The organism is Rubritalea squalenifaciens DSM 18772 (genome assembly GCF_900141815.1).
GTDB lineage: Bacteria > Verrucomicrobiota > Verrucomicrobiia > Verrucomicrobiales > Akkermansiaceae > Rubritalea > Rubritalea squalenifaciens.
This window is the reverse complement of record NZ_FQYR01000005.1, coordinates 348,249-366,676: the sequence shown is the minus strand read 5'-3', so window position 1 is coordinate 366,676 and position 18,428 is coordinate 348,249. Positions and strand designations below refer to the sequence as shown.

General features: G+C 51.1%; 19 protein-coding genes. 3 read left to right on the top strand and 16 right to left on the bottom strand.

From position 1 onward, the window contains the following. Window positions 1-36: 36 nt before the first annotated feature. Together BUB27_RS14895 and BUB27_RS14890 are read right to left on the bottom strand one after the other, a co-directional pair. Window positions 37-1,284, bottom strand: coding sequence for an NAD(P)/FAD-dependent oxidoreductase (locus tag BUB27_RS14895; protein WP_143184655.1), 1,248 nt, complete (start codon window positions 1,282-1,284; stop codon window positions 37-39). A 74-nt stretch (window positions 1,285-1,358) separates the two neighbouring features. Next, window positions 1,359-2,945 carry a M60 family metallopeptidase gene (locus tag BUB27_RS14890; protein ID WP_159434987.1) on the bottom strand — a complete coding sequence of 529 codons (1,587 nt, stop codon included), beginning with the start codon at window positions 2,943-2,945 and terminating at the stop codon, window positions 1,359-1,361. Window positions 2,946-3,078: 133 nt separating this feature from the next. On the opposite strand from BUB27_RS14890, the gene clpS reads away from it, so the two are divergent. Genes clpS through holA form a run of 3 tightly spaced genes read left to right on the top strand, consistent with a single transcriptional unit; the run spans window position 3,079 to window position 5,002 of the window. Then, complete coding sequence (gene clpS / locus BUB27_RS14885) at window positions 3,079-3,360, top strand: ATP-dependent Clp protease adapter ClpS (RefSeq protein ID WP_143184653.1); 282 nt, start codon at window positions 3,079-3,081, stop codon at window positions 3,358-3,360. A 22-nt stretch (window positions 3,361-3,382) separates the two neighbouring features. After that, window positions 3,383-3,850, top strand: coding sequence for a DUF2017 family protein (locus BUB27_RS14880; RefSeq protein WP_143184652.1), 468 nt, complete (start codon window positions 3,383-3,385; stop codon window positions 3,848-3,850). 51 nt (window positions 3,851-3,901) lie between these two features. Further along, window positions 3,902-5,002, top strand: coding sequence for a DNA polymerase III subunit delta (gene holA, locus BUB27_RS14875; protein WP_143184651.1), 1,101 nt, complete (start codon window positions 3,902-3,904; stop codon window positions 5,000-5,002). A gap of 110 nt (window positions 5,003-5,112) precedes the next feature. Here holA and BUB27_RS14870 read toward each other — a convergent pair whose 3' ends face one another. The 14 genes from BUB27_RS14870 to nrfD all read right to left on the bottom strand — a co-directional run bounded on the left by BUB27_RS14870 (window position 5,113) and on the right by nrfD (window position 18,426). Beyond that, on the bottom strand, window positions 5,113-5,982 hold the full coding sequence (locus BUB27_RS14870) for a cytochrome c oxidase subunit II (protein WP_143184650.1): 870 nt from the start codon (window positions 5,980-5,982) through the stop codon (window positions 5,113-5,115). A gap of 15 nt (window positions 5,983-5,997) precedes the next feature. Further along, the gene (locus tag BUB27_RS14865) at window positions 5,998-6,213 is read right to left on the bottom strand and encodes a hypothetical protein (protein WP_143184649.1); all 216 of its coding nucleotides are present in this window, start codon (window positions 6,211-6,213) and stop codon (window positions 5,998-6,000) included. Between the two features lie 6 nt (window positions 6,214-6,219). Further along, a complete protein-coding gene (locus BUB27_RS14860) occupies window positions 6,220-6,426 on the bottom strand; it encodes a hypothetical protein (RefSeq protein WP_143184648.1) in 207 nt (68 codons plus the stop codon). A 22-nt stretch (window positions 6,427-6,448) separates the two neighbouring features. Continuing rightward, window positions 6,449-6,805 carry a cytochrome C oxidase subunit IV family protein gene (locus BUB27_RS14855; RefSeq protein WP_143184647.1) on the bottom strand — a complete coding sequence of 119 codons (357 nt, stop codon included), beginning with the start codon at window positions 6,803-6,805 and terminating at the stop codon, window positions 6,449-6,451. 51 nt (window positions 6,806-6,856) lie between these two features. Further along, entirely contained in the window at window positions 6,857-8,578 is a 1,722-nt protein-coding gene (locus BUB27_RS14850; RefSeq protein ID WP_143184646.1) for a cytochrome c oxidase subunit 3, read from the bottom strand. 52 nt (window positions 8,579-8,630) lie between these two features. Further along, on the bottom strand, window positions 8,631-10,496 hold the full coding sequence (locus BUB27_RS14845) for a cytochrome c oxidase subunit I (RefSeq protein WP_143184645.1): 1,866 nt from the start codon (window positions 10,494-10,496) through the stop codon (window positions 8,631-8,633). Window positions 10,497-10,534: 38 nt separating this feature from the next. Beyond that, entirely contained in the window at window positions 10,535-11,314 is a 780-nt protein-coding gene (locus tag BUB27_RS14840) for a c-type cytochrome (RefSeq protein ID WP_143184644.1), read from the bottom strand. A 63-nt stretch (window positions 11,315-11,377) separates the two neighbouring features. Further along, window positions 11,378-12,154, bottom strand: a complete 777-nt coding sequence (locus tag BUB27_RS14835; RefSeq protein ID WP_143184643.1) for a cytochrome c family protein — start codon at window positions 12,152-12,154, stop codon at window positions 11,378-11,380. A 43-nt stretch (window positions 12,155-12,197) separates the two neighbouring features. Beyond that, window positions 12,198-13,703 (bottom strand): cbb3-type cytochrome c oxidase subunit I, encoded by a 1,506-nt coding sequence (locus BUB27_RS14830; RefSeq protein WP_143184642.1) that lies wholly within the window; start codon window positions 13,701-13,703, stop codon window positions 12,198-12,200. 66 nt (window positions 13,704-13,769) lie between these two features. After that, the gene (locus tag BUB27_RS14825) at window positions 13,770-14,102 is read right to left on the bottom strand and encodes a hypothetical protein (protein ID WP_143184641.1); all 333 of its coding nucleotides are present in this window, start codon (window positions 14,100-14,102) and stop codon (window positions 13,770-13,772) included. A gap of 39 nt (window positions 14,103-14,141) precedes the next feature. Beyond that, window positions 14,142-15,590 (bottom strand): hypothetical protein, encoded by a 1,449-nt coding sequence (locus tag BUB27_RS14820; RefSeq protein ID WP_143184640.1) that lies wholly within the window; start codon window positions 15,588-15,590, stop codon window positions 14,142-14,144. A gap of 40 nt (window positions 15,591-15,630) precedes the next feature. Next, window positions 15,631-16,293, bottom strand: a complete 663-nt coding sequence (locus BUB27_RS14815; RefSeq protein WP_143184639.1) for a c-type cytochrome — start codon at window positions 16,291-16,293, stop codon at window positions 15,631-15,633. A gap of 37 nt (window positions 16,294-16,330) precedes the next feature. Next, window positions 16,331-16,885: a DUF3341 domain-containing protein gene (locus tag BUB27_RS14810; RefSeq protein ID WP_143184638.1), complete on the bottom strand. Its 555-nt coding sequence runs from the start codon at window positions 16,883-16,885 to the stop codon at window positions 16,331-16,333. Between the two features lie 41 nt (window positions 16,886-16,926). Further along, complete coding sequence (gene nrfD / locus BUB27_RS14805; RefSeq protein ID WP_143184637.1) at window positions 16,927-18,426, bottom strand: NrfD/PsrC family molybdoenzyme membrane anchor subunit; 1,500 nt, start codon at window positions 18,424-18,426, stop codon at window positions 16,927-16,929. Between the last annotated feature and the right edge of the window lie 2 nt (window positions 18,427-18,428).

Sequence of the window (18,428 nt, the reverse complement as noted above, 5' to 3'; positions counted from 1 at the left end):
CCGAAAAGTCTACGCCATTTGTTAGCGATGAATCATTTAGAATCTGGAGAGACTGAGGCGCTGGTCCACCTGCTTACCTTCCATCAGGTCGGCGACCATAGAGCCAGTAATTGGACCGAGGCTCAGCCCCATCATCGCATGGCCAGTTGCCACAACGACATTCTCGGCACCCTCAACGGTGCCAATATAAGGCAGACCATCAGGAGAGCATGGACGCAATCCAGCCCATGGTTCAACTCCCTCGAAGTCTGCATCTTTGAATTTCGGGAAATAATCTTTCACCGTCTTGATGATGCCTTGGACTCGTCGTGAATTAACACTTAGGTCATTACCTCCCACTTCCATCGTGCCAGCAAACCGCAATGAATCCGCCATTGGGGTAATCGCCACCTTGCCCTCTACAAAGATGGAGCATAGCTCCGGAAGCTGGACAGGATTTGGCAAAGTAAGCGAGTAGCCTTTACCTGCTTGCATCGGGATCTTGGCACCGATCTGCTTGGAAAGCTCTGGAGTCCAGGCTCCCCCGGCCAATAGAATACTATCTGCAGTGAGTTGCTCTCCCCCCTTGAGTTGCACCGCTTCTACTTTCTTGCCCTTACGCAGCAATTCGGTCACCTCAGTCTCATAGCGGATCTCGACTCCCATTTCAGCAAGCTTTTTGCGGAGCAAGCTGATCAGTTTGACTGGCTCCAGATGGCAGTCCTGCTCAAACCAGACACCACCAACGACATTCATGTCGATTGCTGGATCCAACTCTGCAATACGCTTGGAATCGCATACCTCGGCACGGATACCCAGCTCATTGGCCATCCTTGCCACCTCAGCCTCACCATCCAGCCCCTTCTGGGTGTTACAAAGCATCAGCAGCCCTTTCTTCACGAGCCCGAAATCACCAATATCCTGACTCAAATCCTCGAAAAGCTGACGACTCTCCAGGCTCATCTTGGCCAATAGATCCTTACAGCGCTGGGTGTGCTCCTCATTAGCATGCTGCCAGAAAAGCAGGCCCCATCGCATGAGGTCCAGATTGAGGCGAGGCTTTACGTAAAACGGGCTCTCTGGATTCATCATCCATCGCATGCCCTTGGCAATCATTCCGGGAGCAGCCAGCGGGATGAAGTGACTAGGCACCACCATCCCGGCATTGCCAAAGGAGCAGCCTTCCTCATCAGCTTTATCTCTGTCCAGCACGACGACATCAATGCCGCGCTTCGCTGCATAATAGGCTGAACAAAGGCCGACGATACCGCCGCCTACAATGATAGCTGTTTTAGAATCGCTCACGTCATAATCATACCTCTCTGGGTATAGTGAACAACCCAAGCCAGCACCTCCTAATCAGCAAAAATACTTCCCGATTAGTTCTCCGTGGACGTGAATTTCTCAAAGCCTTCAGGAATCCAAACTGGCAGGTCTTTGACCATATTCTTGGCGTCCTTGCCTAGCTTGATGCCCCAGACTTCCTCCATGAAAGGAGCTAGGTTGCGCTCAACTTGTCTGGACATTCTGACCATGAAAACATCACGCTTCTCTTGATTCAGCTTAGGCAGAATACCAGGACGCTTGTCTTGATCCTGAGAGTATGAAGCCAGAACCTTGCCAATCGGGTCCCAGCCGAAGGCGTCACGCAGCTGCAGATACATAGCTAGTTTGTCACCCGCCCCCATCTCTGGGTAGCTCTTGCCCTCTTTGAGCACTTTGTCTGCTCGTTTGGCCACCTCATAGGCTGAAGCAGTCCAGCTCCAGCCACCGCGATCCTTCATTTTCAGACGATCCATTGCATGGGAGCTGAAAAGGTTCACGGTCACTTCAATCGAACCATCAAAAGTGTAGGGATTATTCCAGCCCCAAGCCTTATCAGGTCTGCGCTGGGACTCATGACCCATTTCATGGAACCAGCCCCAATTTCCCTTGGTTTTGAGTTTGGCCAGATCCACCACGCCGCGACATTGAGCTTGGGGTCCCTGCGTTGGATAACCTGCATGGAACAAGCCGACTGAAATCTGGACATCCACATTGACTCGCTCCGGGCCGTAACGAACGCCGCCGAGCCCGCCCAGCTCATCATGCAACTTCACGACTTCATCCCAATATTCCAAAAGAGCCTTGGGGTCCTCCAGATCTCTAATCCAGGCAGAAGGAAACGAGAGAGCAATCCTTGGAGTCACGAACTCCGCATAAGGCGCAGGAGCGTTTTTGAGTTCGTTCTTCCATTTCTCTAGTGATGTGCTGCCCAGTACATAGTAAGGAGCTTTCACCGCATTGGAAATTGCCACCTGGAATTTACCGTCTTTGCGGCGCTCATTACCCGTATTGATGTAGATTGCGCCTCCAAAGGCACCGCTGATCTTGACCTCAGTGGCATTGACTTCAAATGCTCTTGCCGGGCTTGCTGGAAGCCGCTGCAGTTTTTTCTTGGTACTGATCTTGTCGGTATGACCAGAGAGCTGAACCTTGAGACCTTTCCCCACCCATTCCTTGGGAAACTTCAGTGTGACCACTTCTCCCGGCGCCGCATACAAACCAGTAGCATGCCAGCGAACTACCCAAGGATTGATTTCCACAGATTGCGTCACTCTGGGAGCCTTGGCTGGTACTTCACCGAAGATAGCGCCTGCTGCAGGATGAGCGGGTGTCTGCTCCACAGGCATATTGTCTAGATAATCGCCAGCCACTTTGAGCACCGCGGCGGCGGAAGGATCTTTCACCGTCTTCAGCCCACCTTTACCATTGCTGCCAATCAATTGCTTGGAGAGTTCAAAGCAGGCCTTCTGAACCTTGAGCAATTCCTCAGGCTTCAACTTCTTCAGACTCTTCCTAGACAATCCCTCAACCAAGTCTTCCTTCTGCTTGGCATCAAGTTTTTTGAAATTCGTAACATCCTCAGCCACTCCCGCATTGAGCCCACTGGAAGTCAGCAGGCACGCAGAAGCGATCAAACTCATTCGGTATAGAGAACTTAGACGCATGGAACTCTGTACTGCCACAGCGCATATTTTCTTTCCAATGAACTGAGATTTCCTGATCTCAGGCTATAAACTTGAAACTTCATCAGCCCAACACCACTATAGCCGCCAGATGACGTCTTCATCCACCCAGTCTCAAGAGAAACAAAAAGTCCGGACAGCCACTCCATGGTCAGTGATTGTCTATGATGATCCAGTCAACCTCATGGCCTACGTGACCATGGTGCTGATCAAAATCTTCGGCTACAACAAATCCAAAGCCGAGACACTCATGCTGGAAATCCATAATGCGGGTAAATCCATCGTCTGGGCTGGTGAAAAGGAAAAAGCCGAACTCTACGTCCAGCAATTGCATTCCTACCAGCTTCAGGCCTCACTCGAGAAAGCCGATTAAGCCCTACTCTCCCCTATTCATTATGCGCGTAGCACCTACACTCGAAGGCGGTCTTAGAATCGATGCAGACAATCCCCATGACTGGCTCATTCTAGAAATGATCTGTACGGATGCTGCCAACATGCCCGGAAAATGCCTCCCGGACAGACTCTCCGCGTTCATGGAGACAGACGATGATTGGGATGAGTTTGTCACCCCAGAGCTTCGCGACCAGTTTGCCAGCCAAATTGTCCATGTTTCCAAGGCCATCAGCTCTGCGGAAAAAGAGAATGATTTGACAGGCTCTCTCTTCATCCAAGCGGCAGACGCAGAGACCTGGTATGGAGCCATCAATCAGGCCCGCCTCTCACTGGAAGCACAATTCCGACTCAGCAACTACACCGACGAGGAAGAAATCGACGAGGAAGACACTCACATTCTGGCAGCCTACGTGCGCAACCAGTTCTACAGCTCCATGCAGAGCATCCTGCTGGAGTATCTCATCAAATGATGAGGTAGCAGCCTTGCATCATCAGACTTTAGCCTTAAGAATCTCACCAACATGCTTCACGTTTTCACTGGTACTGACGACGGCGCCGTAGCCGAGGCCGCCCTCAAGCACTTCAACAAGATCAAACCTGAAGACGGTGATGACTTCGCCAACGATATTATCGACGGCAATGCTGACAATGCGGAGCATGCCTACGAAATATCCTCCTCTACCATCCAGGCACTTCAGACCCTTCCTTTCTTCGGAGGCAAGAAAGTCGTCTGGCTCAAGCGTGCCACTTTCATGGGCTCTGACCGCACAGGAGAGGCTGAACGCGCCAAGGCAGGTGTAGAAGCCCTGCTTGAAACTCTCAAGCAAGGTCTGACTGATGATATCGACTTCGTCCTTTCTACCACAGGAATCGACAAACGCCGCGCGTTCTACAAATGGCTCAAGGACAACGCCAAAATCATCGAGCATAACAAGCTCGACACCTCACAAGACGGCTGGGAAGAGCAAGTTGCCCATATGGTGACGAAACGAGCCAGTGAACTGAATCTCGAATTTGATCCGGAGGCTCTTGAACTCTTTGTCATGCTCGCCGGCGAGGACACCCGCCAGATTAAAGTCGAAATCGAGAAGCTCGATCTCTACCTCGGCAAGGATCGCCGCAAGGTTGAGCTGGAAGATATCCGAGCCATGGTCCCTCTCTCCAGAGCTGGGGTCGTCTTCGAAATCGGACGTGCTCTGCAGAAACGTGACGGCGTACGCGCGCTCGAACTCATCGACCAGCAGCTTTCCCGTAACGAGTCAGCAATCGGTATTCTCCGGGCTTCCATCATTCCTACCGTGCGCAACCTTTTTATGGCGCGTGCCGTGATGGAGAACGTCAATGCTCCCGTACACAACTACCGTTCGTTCGAGTCCGCCCTGAATAACCTGCCCGAACTTGAGAAGGCTTGGCTTCCGCAGAAAAAAGCCGGTGGAGTGAATGTCTACCCACTCTTTCTCTCCGCTCGTGATGCCAAAGCTTTCCCTCTCGCCGCTTTGAAGAAGGCCATGGAATCCTGCCTGGATGCAGACCGCTCCCTGGTGACTACAGGATTGGACCACCGCATGATCCTGCATCGTCTGGTTGTTGAGCTAATCAGCTCCGCAAAACGCCGAAAGTAGTCTCTTCTCTACTCACCAACGCGTTCTCAAGCTCAAGATAGCAGCCACAAAAAAAGCCCGATGGATTAACCACCGGGCTTTAATTTGAAATCGTTTATCCTATCTGGATATTAGTGGCCGTGATCGTCGTGGCTGTCACCAGCAGCTTCTGCGGCCTTGGCTGCAGCCTGGCGCTCATCGTAAGCAGCCTTGTTCTTTTCGTAGGCCTTCTTGCTCATATCCTGAGCCCAGCCATTGAAGGATTTTTCATCCTGAACAATGAGAGTACCTTTCATGTCACCGTGTCCGGAACCACAAAGCTGACCACAAACAACGTAGGTCTCGAGCTCCTTGGTAGGAGTGAACCACATTGGAATGTCCTTACCAGGAATCGCGTCCTGCTGGATGCGCATCGGGATGATGGAGAAGTTGTGGATCACGTCGGTAGAAGTTACCTGAACGATCGCTGGACGGTTTACTGGGAGCTTAAGGTCACCGTTGATGAAATCATCAAAACCGTTTGGATCGTTAGGGTCGATGCAAGCATCACCTTGACCAGATACGAGCGCACGATCAATGAAACCGAACTTACCGTCGTTACCAGCATAGTGGTACTTCCAACCGAACTGGAATCCGATAGCGCGAACACGCACTGGGTTGTCCTTGAGAACTTTGTCGTAGGTATCAGTACGCTCAGCCCAGAGTGGGAAAGCGAAACCGAGAAGAAGAACTGCCTCGATGATCACTACACCAATCTCGAGGTGAGTAGAAGCATGGTTCTTTACACCGTGGTAGGATGCCTTGGCATTACGGCGGTGCCAGAACTTAAACAAGCAGATGATGAAGAAAATCGTCCAACCTACGAAGAGCGCGAGCATGAACCAGGTAATTACGTCGATCATGTGACCAACTTGGTCACCGTGAGCGGAGTAGTTCTCTGGAAGGCCGAACCATTCTGCAGGAGAAAACGGAGAAGCTGCGAGTATGTTATTAATAAACATGATATCCGAGGAATATTAAGATTCGAAGTTGTCTTGATACTGTGGATCGAACGCTGCTTTTTCGCGGCGAGCGATGCGGAAAATGAAGAAACCAATGACGGTAAGCATCGGGACGATGACCACCAGCATGAAAAGAATTGCCCAGCCCGCAGCATCTTGGTCGCCACTGGCGTGCTCGAAAGCAGTCGCACATGTAGAACATGCAAGTTGATTAAGAATGGTCAGATTCATAGCTATTTACTTGGTTAGGATGTTCTTTGCCTTTTTGTAGAAATACACCCCATAGACAGGGAATGCAATCACGCCAATGGCACAAACCCAGCCGATCACGTCGATCATCACTTCACGCTGATCCCCATTCATGAAGAAAGCCCAGTAGGCAAAGAACGCACAGAAGAGCGTCGCCAGGCTAATGAACAGGATATGGAAACCGCGAAGTGACATTCTGGATAGGCCAGTCGATGATTTAGTTTACGTTACCAACCTTGGTTGGAAGGAGACCGTCGAAAGTGATTGGATCGAGGAAACCGAAGGCAAAGAGGAGAATGAGCACTGCTCCGAAGAACAAGGATCCTAGGAAGATCCAGTAGACTGCTTTCTTCTCGTGATTGAGGTGCATGAAGATCAGTGCCACGAGTGACGCCTTGGTCGCGGCAATGGCCAGACCAATGATCGCATCGATGTGGTCGAAGCCGTGCTCTCCAAAGTCAAGCGCAGGAACATAAGCTACCAGTACGGTGATGACGGTACCGATAAACAAAAGCCCACCGACAATACTGTAGATCTTGAAGTGCTTCTTAATTTCTTCAGGTGTATCTGCCATAAGAGTTGTTTCAGTTAAATTTGAGAATGTTCGAGAATCGATCGTCAGCGCTTACATCAGGTAGAAGATCGGGAATACGAAGATCCAGACCAAGTCAACGAAGTGCCAGAAGAGACCACCTACTTCAACGCGGTTAGCAAGCCACTCTGGATTGGAGAGGTACATCTTGCGACCAAAGAAGAGATAGTAACCGAGTACGATGGCACCACCGATCACGTGAAGACCGTGAAGACCTGTGATAGTGAAGTAGATCGCGTAGTAGTTGTTCATCTTCGGTGAGAAGACAGAATCAAAGCGAACATCTTCACGGTGGATGTGCATTTCAGGGAAGGCTGCCACGAAATCATCTTGTTTGTGGTTCGCGCCAGTGAAGCCCTGGATCATGGTCGGGTAGACACGCTCTTTGTTAGCGTACTCACCAGTACCAGGACCGCCTTTGGCCATCTGCCAGTTGTCTTCGTTGATGTCGTAGTCGAGTTTGTGGTAAGCTACGAGCTGCTTCCAAGTCACACGGTAATTATCAACAGCGGTAGGCACGTATTTGGCATTGCCGTTTTCGTCGCGACCTCTTTCCTCAGCAAGGTACTCGGCAAAGAACGCGCGGTACTTTTTGTGAGCTTCCCAAGCTTGTTTGAGTTGGTCGTTCTTGAGATAGATAGACTTTTCAATGAGAGCGTCAGCATCGAGACCTTTTTCCTCGGCCTTCATGACGAGGTGGCGGAAGTCGAGGGCATCAACTCCAATGTGGAATCCGGCATCACCTGCCTTACCAGAGAGAACAGTACTGTCGAGAAGAGCGATCTTGGTATCGCCACCCTCTTTCTTGCCTTCCATGCGGCCCCAGCCGGAATCAAGCTTGATTTCACCTTCAGCAGAGAAGGTCATATTGCCGTTTTCAAGAAGGAACATGTTCTGCTCCTTAGCGTCAGCAACGAGTTCCTTCTCAAAGATGCGGGCTACTTCTGCTTTCACCTCAGACTCCCAAGCTTTTCTCTTCTTGAAAGCTTCATCTTCACGAAGCTTTGCCCAAGCATCACGAAGAAGTTTCGCACGAAGTTCCTGATTATGGGTACGAGCCTTGATATATTCAGCCTTGGCGGACTGGAGGAGATCGAAGCTCAGAGTCGTCCCAGCTACAGCTTCAACTTCATTACCGTCCTGTGTCTTGAACTTGAGAACCTGCTCACTGTATTGACCGTTTTCAACTACGCTAACCTTGAACGGAGCGTTGAGTTTGAGAGCACCTTCACCAGCTTGCTCAGTGATGGAAGTGATGTATTTGTCATAGTAGCTACTAAGGCTAATATTTACCTCAAAAGGAATGACCTTGCCGTCTTCCTCATGAGACTTGACCACGTAGTTGTTCTCGCCATGAAGGTGACCTTCAATGATGCCGTAGTCCTGAGTCTGGATGGCGTGGTGGTGGAACTTAGCGCTGTACTCGTAAGCCTTGAACACCATGAACACTGCCGCACAGATAATAGTGAAGCTCATGTTACCCACGAACATACCCCACTTACGCAGCTTGAGAGCCGCCCATGCGAAAACAACCGTAACGGAAGACGCAATCAGGATGAAGGTGTTCAGGAGACCTGGAAGCACCGGAAGTGCACGCTCAGGCCATGGATAATCCGCAAAGATACGGAGGAAGATATAGGAGGAGAACAGACCACCGAAGAGCATCACCTCGGAAGCGAGGAAGAGCCAGATCGCGATCTTGGAGTTATTCAACCCTGTATCTTTACGGGCATTGACGATGTATGGAATTTCCATGGGAAAGAACTATGGTCAGTGTTTAAATGATCTAATTCGCTAGAAGGGATGATTAGTGAGCGTCTTTCGCCTCTACTGGTTCTTCAGTTGATGGCTCAGTACTTGGCTTTTTAGGAGCCTCCCACTGTGGTGTGAAGTCTTCCTCACGGTCTGGACGGCTGTACTCGTAAGGACCGCGGTAAGTTGCGATGTCGAAAGTGAAGTTACCGTGGCCTGGAGGCGTTGGTGTCGCCCACTCGAGAGTTGTCGCATCCCATGGGTTATCACTAGTAACTTTCTTGCCTGAGAACCAAGCAGTGAAGAGGTTGATGATGAACGGAAGCTGAGCGAGGGCGAGAAGGAATACCGCTACGGACATGACTTGGTTGAGGTCGATGTACTCAGCCACTGTCTGGCCGTATACGTTCTCACCACCTTTGTCCTGCACATAGGCATCACCACCATTGTACCAGCGGCGGTGGAAACCAGCCATACCTTGGATCAACATCGGGAAGAACACGAAGTTGATGAGGATCAGTGATGGCCAGAAGTGAAGATGGCCAAGGAAGTTGTTCATGTGACGACCGAACATCTTAGGGTACCAGTGATAGATACCTGCGAAGAGACCGAAGAGAATACCTGGAGCAACCACGTAGTGGAAGTGACCGATCACGTAGTAGGTATCGTGAAGGTGAAGGTCCACCAGGTTGAATGCCAGTGGAAGACCGGTCAGACCACCGATACCGAACATCGGCAAGAAGGCACAGGCCCAGATCATTGGCATGGTGAAGCGGATGGAACCACCCCATAGGGAAATGATCATGGAGGTGATCAAAATCACAGATGGGACGGAGATCAGAACCGTCGTGGTCTGGAAGAAGGTGGAAACAGATGGTCCCATGCCTGTCAGGTACATGTGGTGAGCCCACACGATGAAGGAGAGGAAACCAAGTACCAGCACAGCGTACACCATGGACTTGTAGCCCCAGAGTGGCTTACGTGTGTTACAAGGAATGATTTCCGCTACACAGGCAATCGCTGGAAGAAGGAGAACGTATACCTCAGGGTGACCAAGGAACCAGAACAAGTGCTGGAAGAGAAGTGGTGAACCACCACCAGCTTGCTCGACTACACCCTGTGCAGAAGTGTAGAGACCAGTTGGCTGGAAGAAGGAGGAACCGAAGAAACGGTCAACCACCTGCATGATGCCAGCTACCTCAAGTGGAGGGAAGGCAAGCAGAAGAAGGAAACCAGTCACAAGCATCGCCCATACGAAGAATGGCATACGCATCCAGGTCATCCCCTTCGCACGAAGGTTGATGATGGTAGTGATGAAGTTGACGGAACCGAGAAGAGAGGAACTGATCAGCATGACCAGACCGAGCAACCACTGGGTCTGACCAGTGAAGAACTGGTTCGGATGCTGAGAGTCAGCAAGTGCAGAGAGTGGTGGGTAGTTAGTCCAACCGGACTTTGCAGTACCAGACTCGAGGAAGAAAGATCCGCACATCATGAGACCACCGATAAGGTATAGCCAGTAGGACATCATGTTGAGTTTCGGGAAGGCCATATCCGGAGCACCAATCTGAAGTGGTGTCACGTAGTTACCGAAGGCACCGAACCCAAGAGGAACTACACCAAGGAAAACCATGATGGTTCCGTGCATTGCACCGAACATGTTGTAGGTCTCCCCTGTCACCTTACCGTCGATGAGCCAGCGGCCCTTCCACTCGTCAGTGAATACCCAACCAAGCCATTCTGGAAGCGGCTCGTTTGGATAGGCAATGCTCCAGCGCATTACCATCATAAGGAAGAAACCGAACAGAAGGAACAAGAGTGCGGTAATACCGTACTGGATACCGATCATCTTGTGGTCGGTCGAGAAGATGTACTTCTGGATAAAGTTTGGATTGTGGTGGTCGTCGTGATGGTCACTCATAGGATCACGTGGTTAAATGTTGCGGTCGGATAAATGGATTACTGGGCTGCGTCAACGACTTCTCCAGTCTTGAGATTAATTTGTTTGTCCTCGGTGAGGTATTCACCTGGGAGTTCCTGATCGAGATGCTTCTTAAGTTCTTCGGCAGTAGTCTGTCCGCCAGTTACGCTGTCAGCGATCTTGCGAATTTCAGCGATCTGCTCAGGGCCGTAGATCTTGCCAACTTCGTTACCCCAGCTGTTCTGGATGAAGTAAAGGAGAGCCGCGAGTTCGAAGTCTGTGAGGCCGTCCCCCATTGGAGGCATGTTGCCGTTGTATGTCTTCCCTGCAACTTCAATTTGGCCAGCAAGACCGTGCAGAATAACAAGTGATGGAACAGCGCCGGAAGTATTGACCCACTCAGAACCTGCAAGTGGTGGGAAGTTAGCCCCGTCACCAGTACCACCTGGTGTGTGGCAGGATGCACAGCGAGTTGCGTAGATAGATCCACCCTTCTTCATGTAGGCATCGATGACTGGAGCAGTTGGATCTTCTGGATCTCCCCCTTCATTGATTGATTGCACATAGCCCTCTCTCACGAGTGAGTCGTAGGAGAAAAATTCGCCACTGGAGAGCAAAACGCTTCCGCCAACGAGTGCTACGATGAAACCGGCGATCATAATCCAAACGGAAACTGGCTCCAAGCCGTTCTCACGCAAGTGTTGCTCACGTGCTGCCGCAGTAGCAGTACGGAGAACGTCAGCGTGTGCTTCGCGTACGTTGGTGCTTTCCTCAAGATCCGGCTTCTTAGGATCTACTGGTGATGGTTCGGATGACATTGGAATTCTTATCAGTTGGGTGTGATCGGGCCTCTATACCTTTGGCACAGAGACCCAGGAAAATTACTTCTTCTCAGAGGCTTTAACTTTATCGCGGCGGTAGTTGATGCTGTATGGCACCTCGCCGTCACGCTTGAGGCTAAGGAGGTAGTCAGCGAGAGCAATCGCTTCATCATCAGCGATAATCTCAACTCCCTCTTCTTCACCTTCTACAGGAATCGCATTTGCTGAACCTTGGCCGTAGACTTTCTTCTCAGTGAAGAATTGGCGGTTAGACGGACAGTTGGACCAGTCACGATGTGGTACAAGTCTAGGATTGAACAGACGTGTCAGAACGTACTTCTGAGCATCGAAACGCTTGGATTGAGGAAGTGCATTCACTTCGACATCCAGAGCTTCTGCAGCAGCCTTGTTATGCTCATGGGCGAGCATTTCCACACGGCGACCGAAGTTGCTAAGGTCTGGACCAATGCGAGTCTCACCGATCCACGCGTACTGCTCATTGGAGTAGTCCCAGAGGTTGCTCTCGCGGCGTGTGTTACCACGCTCAGGATCTTTGGCGATACCAGCGAGGTCATTCTGATGAACGTCGTTACCAGCATAAGTTGGACGAGCTACCTGACTGTGGCATGTAGCACAACCTTCTTGTCCGTAGATGATGGATCCGTTTTGTGCACGACCACTGGTCTTGTGTTGGTAGAAGCCGGTCTTGCCGTCCGCCATTTCATCATACTCAACAGGCTCGATGGAGCGCATTTTAGAGAATGGGATGGCAACCAGAACCAGCCATGGAATACCAAAGCTAGCAAAGAGGCCGATGAAGAATGTCTTAACTGTCATGGATTTCAGTAAAGCGTTGGATGTTGAGAAAGTTTAAAAATGATTAGTAAACGGTTTTGCCTGCTGCTTCGAGTTCCTCGATGTCACCCTCTGGACCGTGTGGGCTGTGAGCTGGACCGTGAACAAGAAGTGTAGGATGGTTGCTGCGGCGACCAAGGCGGAGCCACATGAGAAGAAGGTGGCAGCAGAAGAATGCGCTGGCGATGCAGACGAACACCCAGCCTGTAGTCACACCTACTGCGTATGGGAAGAGACGGTCGTGAGCGGCCTTAAGTGGCTCACCTATTTGCTCCAAGCTATATCCGTGCATGAAACCACCAAGGATGGAGCAGAACAAGCCGATGAAGACAACACCGTACAGGGAGAGCCAGAAGTGCTGACGGATCAGGCCGCTGGAAAGCCACTCGCGGTTGGTCACACGTGGTACGATGAAGTAAATCGCACCGAACATGCACATGGAGAAGAATCCATAGAGTGCTAGGATCTCGAAACCGTAGTTCGCGATGGAGAACTGGGTGTACTTGAGTGCTGATGGTAGTGAGAGGAGTGCACCTGTCACTGTAGTAGCCACGAAACCTACGATACCTGCGATGGTGAAACGAAGGGATGGGGAGTGAGCGATAGCACTCTGCTTGCCACCAGCTGTCTTGAGGATGTTAACCCCCACAGCAAGAGAAGGAATGATGAAAAGAATCGCTGCACCAGCACCTGCGTACTGGAGGAAGACTGGGATTGGAGCACCCATGAGTCTCTGCATACCAGCCCATGGGCCGATGATGGCGAGAGCCCAGAACCCAAGAAGAGCGAGCTTATAGGAGTATACCGGACGACCAGTTACCTTAGGAGCGATGTAGTAAGCACTTGCTACAGCAATTGGGGTGAAGAAGAGGTAGAGAAGACCGGAGCGGAACCAGGCATTGATCGCTGCAGCCATTACTGGGTTACCACTCTCAACGAAGGTATTGACGAAGAGGTTACCGGAGATGAACACCCATGGGAACCAGAAGAGAGCTGCCAGGATGTACCACTGAGAGATGTAGACGTGACCACCGCGGCGAACACGGAATGCAATCACAGACCAGATACCGATCGCTGCGTAGCAAGCGAGAAGAACTGGCCAGACCCCAGTTGGGAAAGCCATCCAAGGCTTACCTGTGCCTCCACCGAGAAGGATACCAATGGTTCCAATAGCAACGACCAAGTTCCAGACGTGACCTGCAACAAGGATGAAGCCTGCCTTGCGGGACTCTTGACGAGAAAGGCGGGCCATCAGCCAGATCATGGTACCGAAGGCTGCTTGAGCACACCAACCGTAGATGAAGGTGCTCATGTGTGCCGGCATAACACGACCATAGTTGAAAATCGCACAATCACCCAAGAAACCAGGAGAATGGGACTTTGCGGAAGCAATGATGCCGAGAAGCAGGGATACTGCCAGCCAGGCCGCTCCACTGGTGAAGAAGAACATCACTGGGTGACGGAGGGAGCGGTCGATTTCCGCTCTCAACTTCGTGTCTTCCACTTGTTGACTTGTGAACTCAGTTGACATGAATCAGATGATTGGTTGGTCGGTTAGAAAGATGTCTAGGATAGAAAACCTGGAAATAATCCAGACTTATTTAAACTTCATGTTGTGTTTTGCCTCGGAAGCCTTTGGCTCCTCGAGAAGGCCCATTTCCTTGGCAAGACCGAATACTTGGGTCGGCTTGACCTGCACTTTGCCGTCGCCAAGTTCCTTATAGGTGTCGCGCTCAGCTAGCTGCTCAGCAGTTACCTTTTCAAGGATCGCTGTACGCTCTTTACCACGCTCCGTCTCTGCTGTGGACATTTCGTCGCTGTCGATTCCGCGAAGAATAAATGCAACGAGGGCAAAAACTACGAACAGTGCCAAGCCCCACCAGAAGGTGTTGAAACGGCGAAGCGGTGTATCTCTTAAGTTAGGCTCCATGAAATTGTATTGCGTTAATGGTTTCGATTGATCGGCTAATTAGTTGTGCAGGTTAGCTGATTCAAGGATGCGTGGATCGCGGTTCGGATAGAGGTTTGCACTTGCGATGTTACGCACGAAGATGAAGAGGAAGAAGGCACCCACTGTGATGAAGGCTACGATGTCCCCCAAGTAAGCAGGATAGTTAGCTGTAAGAAGAATGTCGCCATTGGTCTCAGCAAGCTTGTCCATGACTGAGAGTGATGGTCCACGCTCAGGGATGATCGCGATGTAGAGATCCATGATGTGCATGATGAGCAAGTAGATGCAGATCGGCACGATGAACTTGATTTTCTTCTTCATGTAGTGAGGAAGGAGAATCGCAAATGGAAGTGCGAAGTGAAGGAAGACGAGGAGAGTACTCCAGAGGTTCCAGTTTGTGCTTCCGTCAGAGCTATTACGAAGGAGGAAGTAGGATGTTTCCTCGGTGATGTTGGCGTACCAGATCAGCATGAACTGGGAGAAAGAAACGTAGGCCCAGAAGATCACGAAGGCGTGCATGAGTTTACCCATGATGTGGTAGTGCTCAGGGCTGGTAACCGTCTGAAGGTAACCCTTGGAGCGAAGCCACGTAAGAGCGAGAATCAGAACTGCCATGGAGTTCAGCGCGCAACCTGCGAAGAAGTACACACCGTACATGGTGGAGAACCACTTGTAGTCAGTACCCATCATGAAGTCGAAGGCGATGAAGGTAGCCACAACTGCGAAGACAGGCATGACTGCGCAGGAAAGCTTACGGGCGAGAATCAGTCGGCGAGTTGTCGGGTTAGGATCGGTATCCTGCGCGATAGAGATCTTACGCAAGAAGTAGATACCTGCTCCGAGGGCCACGAAGAAGAAGATCACACGACCGAGCCAGAACTCGAGATTCATGTACCAGAGCTTATTGATTAGAAGGTGATCATGGGCATCATGTGTCGCCTTAAGCTGCTCTTTAGCTGGTGAAGTGTAACCACCACCAGGGTTGTTTTGATCGATGTTCTCAGAGCCAGCAACTGGTACAGCCTTGTAACCATCTTTGACACCGTCAACCACTACAGCCTTGGCTTCAACGGTCTGTTCAACGAAGCGCAAACGGTTCATCCACTCGTAAAGGTCGTCCTGAACGGATGGAATGAGAAGAGGAACGGCGATGATCGCCATGAATGGGAAAACGAAACCGAGGTTTTCCATCAGACGACGGACACTCACCCCCCAACCGGAGTTGGTCACATGGTGAAGCGTGGTCCAAAAGCAACCACCCAGCGCCAAGGTGATGAAGAAGATGAAAGCGAAGAGCCAGGAATATGCATAACCGCTACCAAATGTTTCATTAGTGAAAAACCAGTAACTAGCAATGGCTCCGACTACGAATACTCCCAGTGAAATCATCTGGAGAAGAGCTACCTTGCTCTTCGCGATTTTTTCACCGTTAGCCGGGATGTCCTTGGATGTGACGTGATGTGCCATGGGACTTTAAAATGTTGAGTGTGTTGGGAAAATTTAGAAATTACTTGGTTTCGGTAGCGTCTGTGTTCTCAAGGAGTTCCTTAGGAACACTGCGTGAGTACTGAAGCGTACGAATGTAGGCAACGGCTGCCCAGCGATCATGGAGATCCAAGTTGTGCTTGAAGTGACCCATGTTACCGCGGCCGTTTGTAATGATGTTGAAGATGGCTCCATCGCTGAGCTTGGTAGTCACCAAGTTTGCAATACCCGGGAGACCGTACTCGTGGAGCACACCCTTACCGTTACCGGATTCACCGTGGCAACGTGAGCAATGAACGTCGTAGGTTGTGGCTCCATGCTTGAGGAAAGCCTCAGCAGTCTCCTCAGTGAGATCGAGCTCCTTGACAGGAAGACCCTGACCGAAGAACTGTTCGTCGATCATTCCAGTCTGGAAGTAAGTGACATCGTTAGTGAAACCATCAGCTTGAACTTCACCTGCTTCAGAGATTGGCTTGAGACCCTGTGGCACAGTCTTGTCAACTGGCTGGCGGGAACCCATGCCGTCGTGGAAGAAGTCGGACTTGGCCTGGTAGTTCACGCGGTCTTGCTCATCCATATCTGGGAAAATACGGATAGGAGACTGCTTGAACTTTTCGCCACGGAAACCGAAGATGCTGATTACGAGCACCACTACCAGGGCGTAGATGAGAAAGAAGTATCGCATTTGCTTAAATCTTTAGAAGTGTTGGTTGGTGAGTTGCTTAGTCCTCTTCTTCGACGAGTTCGATGTTGCGGCCACCTGCCTCTTCGAGGAGGGCCTTGGTCTCTTCGGCGGAGAAATTCGGATCGCGAGCCTCGATGGCGATGAAGAAGCCATCATCAGTAGCACGGTGGAACTGGCGGCTGGCGAACAGCGGGTGGTTGAGGCGAGGAAGCCCCATGAGGCCGAGCAAGCAGAAGAGCACGGTGAAACCTGAGAACAGGATCGTAAGCTCAAACATGATCGGGAAGAACGCCGCTGTGGTGAAGATGTTAGCAGGCTTGGACTGAACTACGGTTGGGTAGATCAAAACCTGAGTAATGAAGGCCAAGCTGAAGCCGGTCAGCAAACCAGTGGAACCTCCGAAGAATACGAAGTATGGAAGGATGGAACGACGCATGCCCATGGCCTGATCCATTCCGTGGATCGGGTAAGATGAGTAGCAATCCCATTTCTTGAATCCGGCGTCGCGCACTTTCTCAGCTGCCTTGTAGAGGGCAGATGCGCTTTCGAATTCGGCGAGGTAGCCGTAGACTCTTTTGACTGTTGTGCTCACGATATTGGAGTTGGTCTAAAGTTAAATTCCGATGGTTTGGCTTAGCACTCGACGTTGGGATTCACGTTGAGTTCGTACTGATAGGATGGCTCGCTAGCGACACCCTTGTCTGGATGTGCCTTCTTGTCGTCGAAGTGAGCGTCACTCTCGAGGAGTGTCCATTTCACCTCAGCGATGTTGATACATGGAAGGAAGCGCAGGAAGAGAAGGAACAGTGTTAGGAACATACCGATGGTTCCTACGAAGGTCATGACGTCCACTGGGGATGCCTCGTAGTACTTCCAGTCACCTGGCAGCCACATACGTGGGAGTGTGGTCACGATAATCACGAAACGTTCGAACCACATACCGATGTTCACGAACATACAGATGGTCATGACGACCCAGAGGTTCTCACGGCATTTCTTGAACCAGAATGCCTGTGGAGCAATCACGTTACAGAACATCATGGAAACGTAGGCCCACCAGTAAGGACCAGTGATACGAATCTTGAAGGCTTCCATTTCGTACTTAGCACCGGAGTAGTAAGCCACGAAGAGCTCCATGAGGTAGGCGTAACCAACGATCGTACCTGTCGCGAGGATGATCTTGGACATGTTCTCGATGTGCTTCATTGTGATCACATCGTGCAGGCCGTAGATAGAACGGGCTGGCACCATGATGGTGATCACCATTGCGAAACCACCGAAGATCGCACCTGCCACGAAGTATGGCGGGAAGATGGTGGTGTGCCATCCTGGAACTGTAGATGTCGCGAAGTCGAAGGAAACGATGGAGTGAACGGAAAGAACGAGTGGAGTGGAGAGTGCTGCGAGAAGCAGGTAAGCCATTTCATAGTGGCTCCACTGACGGTTACCGCCGCGCCATCCGAGAGAGAAGATTCCGTAAAGAAGCTTGCGGATGCCTGGCTTGGCACGGTCACGGATGGTTGCAAGGTCAGGAACCATACCGAGGTACCAGAAAATCAGAGAGATGGTGAAGTAAGTCGATACCGCGAATACGTCCCAAAGAAGTGGTGACTTGAAGTTCTGCCAGATGGCGTTCGCGTTAGGAATCGGGGCAAGGAACCAAGCCATCCATACACGACCCACGTGGAAGGCTGGGAAGATACCCGCACAACATACCGCGAAGATTGTCATCGCTTCCGCCGCTCGGTTAATCGAGGTACGCCAGTTCTGACGCGTCAGGAAGAGAATCGCCGAAATCAATGTACCGGCGTGTCCGATACCGATCCAGAAAACGAAGTTAACGATCGGCCAGCCCCACATGGTGCGGTTTGTGTTCCCCCACACACCAACACCTGTTGATACGAGGTAGGACAGACCACCACCAACACCGATCAGGGCGATCAATGCAGATGGGATGAAGAGCAACCACCAAAGCAGTGGCTGAGGCTTCTCGACGATGCCTGCGATACGTTCAGTGATCCAGTGATAGGAACGGTTGTTCAGGATAAGCTTTTCACGCTCCAGTACTGGAAGCTTGAAATTCTTGTCCTCGGAGCCTTCCGCGCCCTTGGTTGCTGTTGCTGAGTCAGCCATGA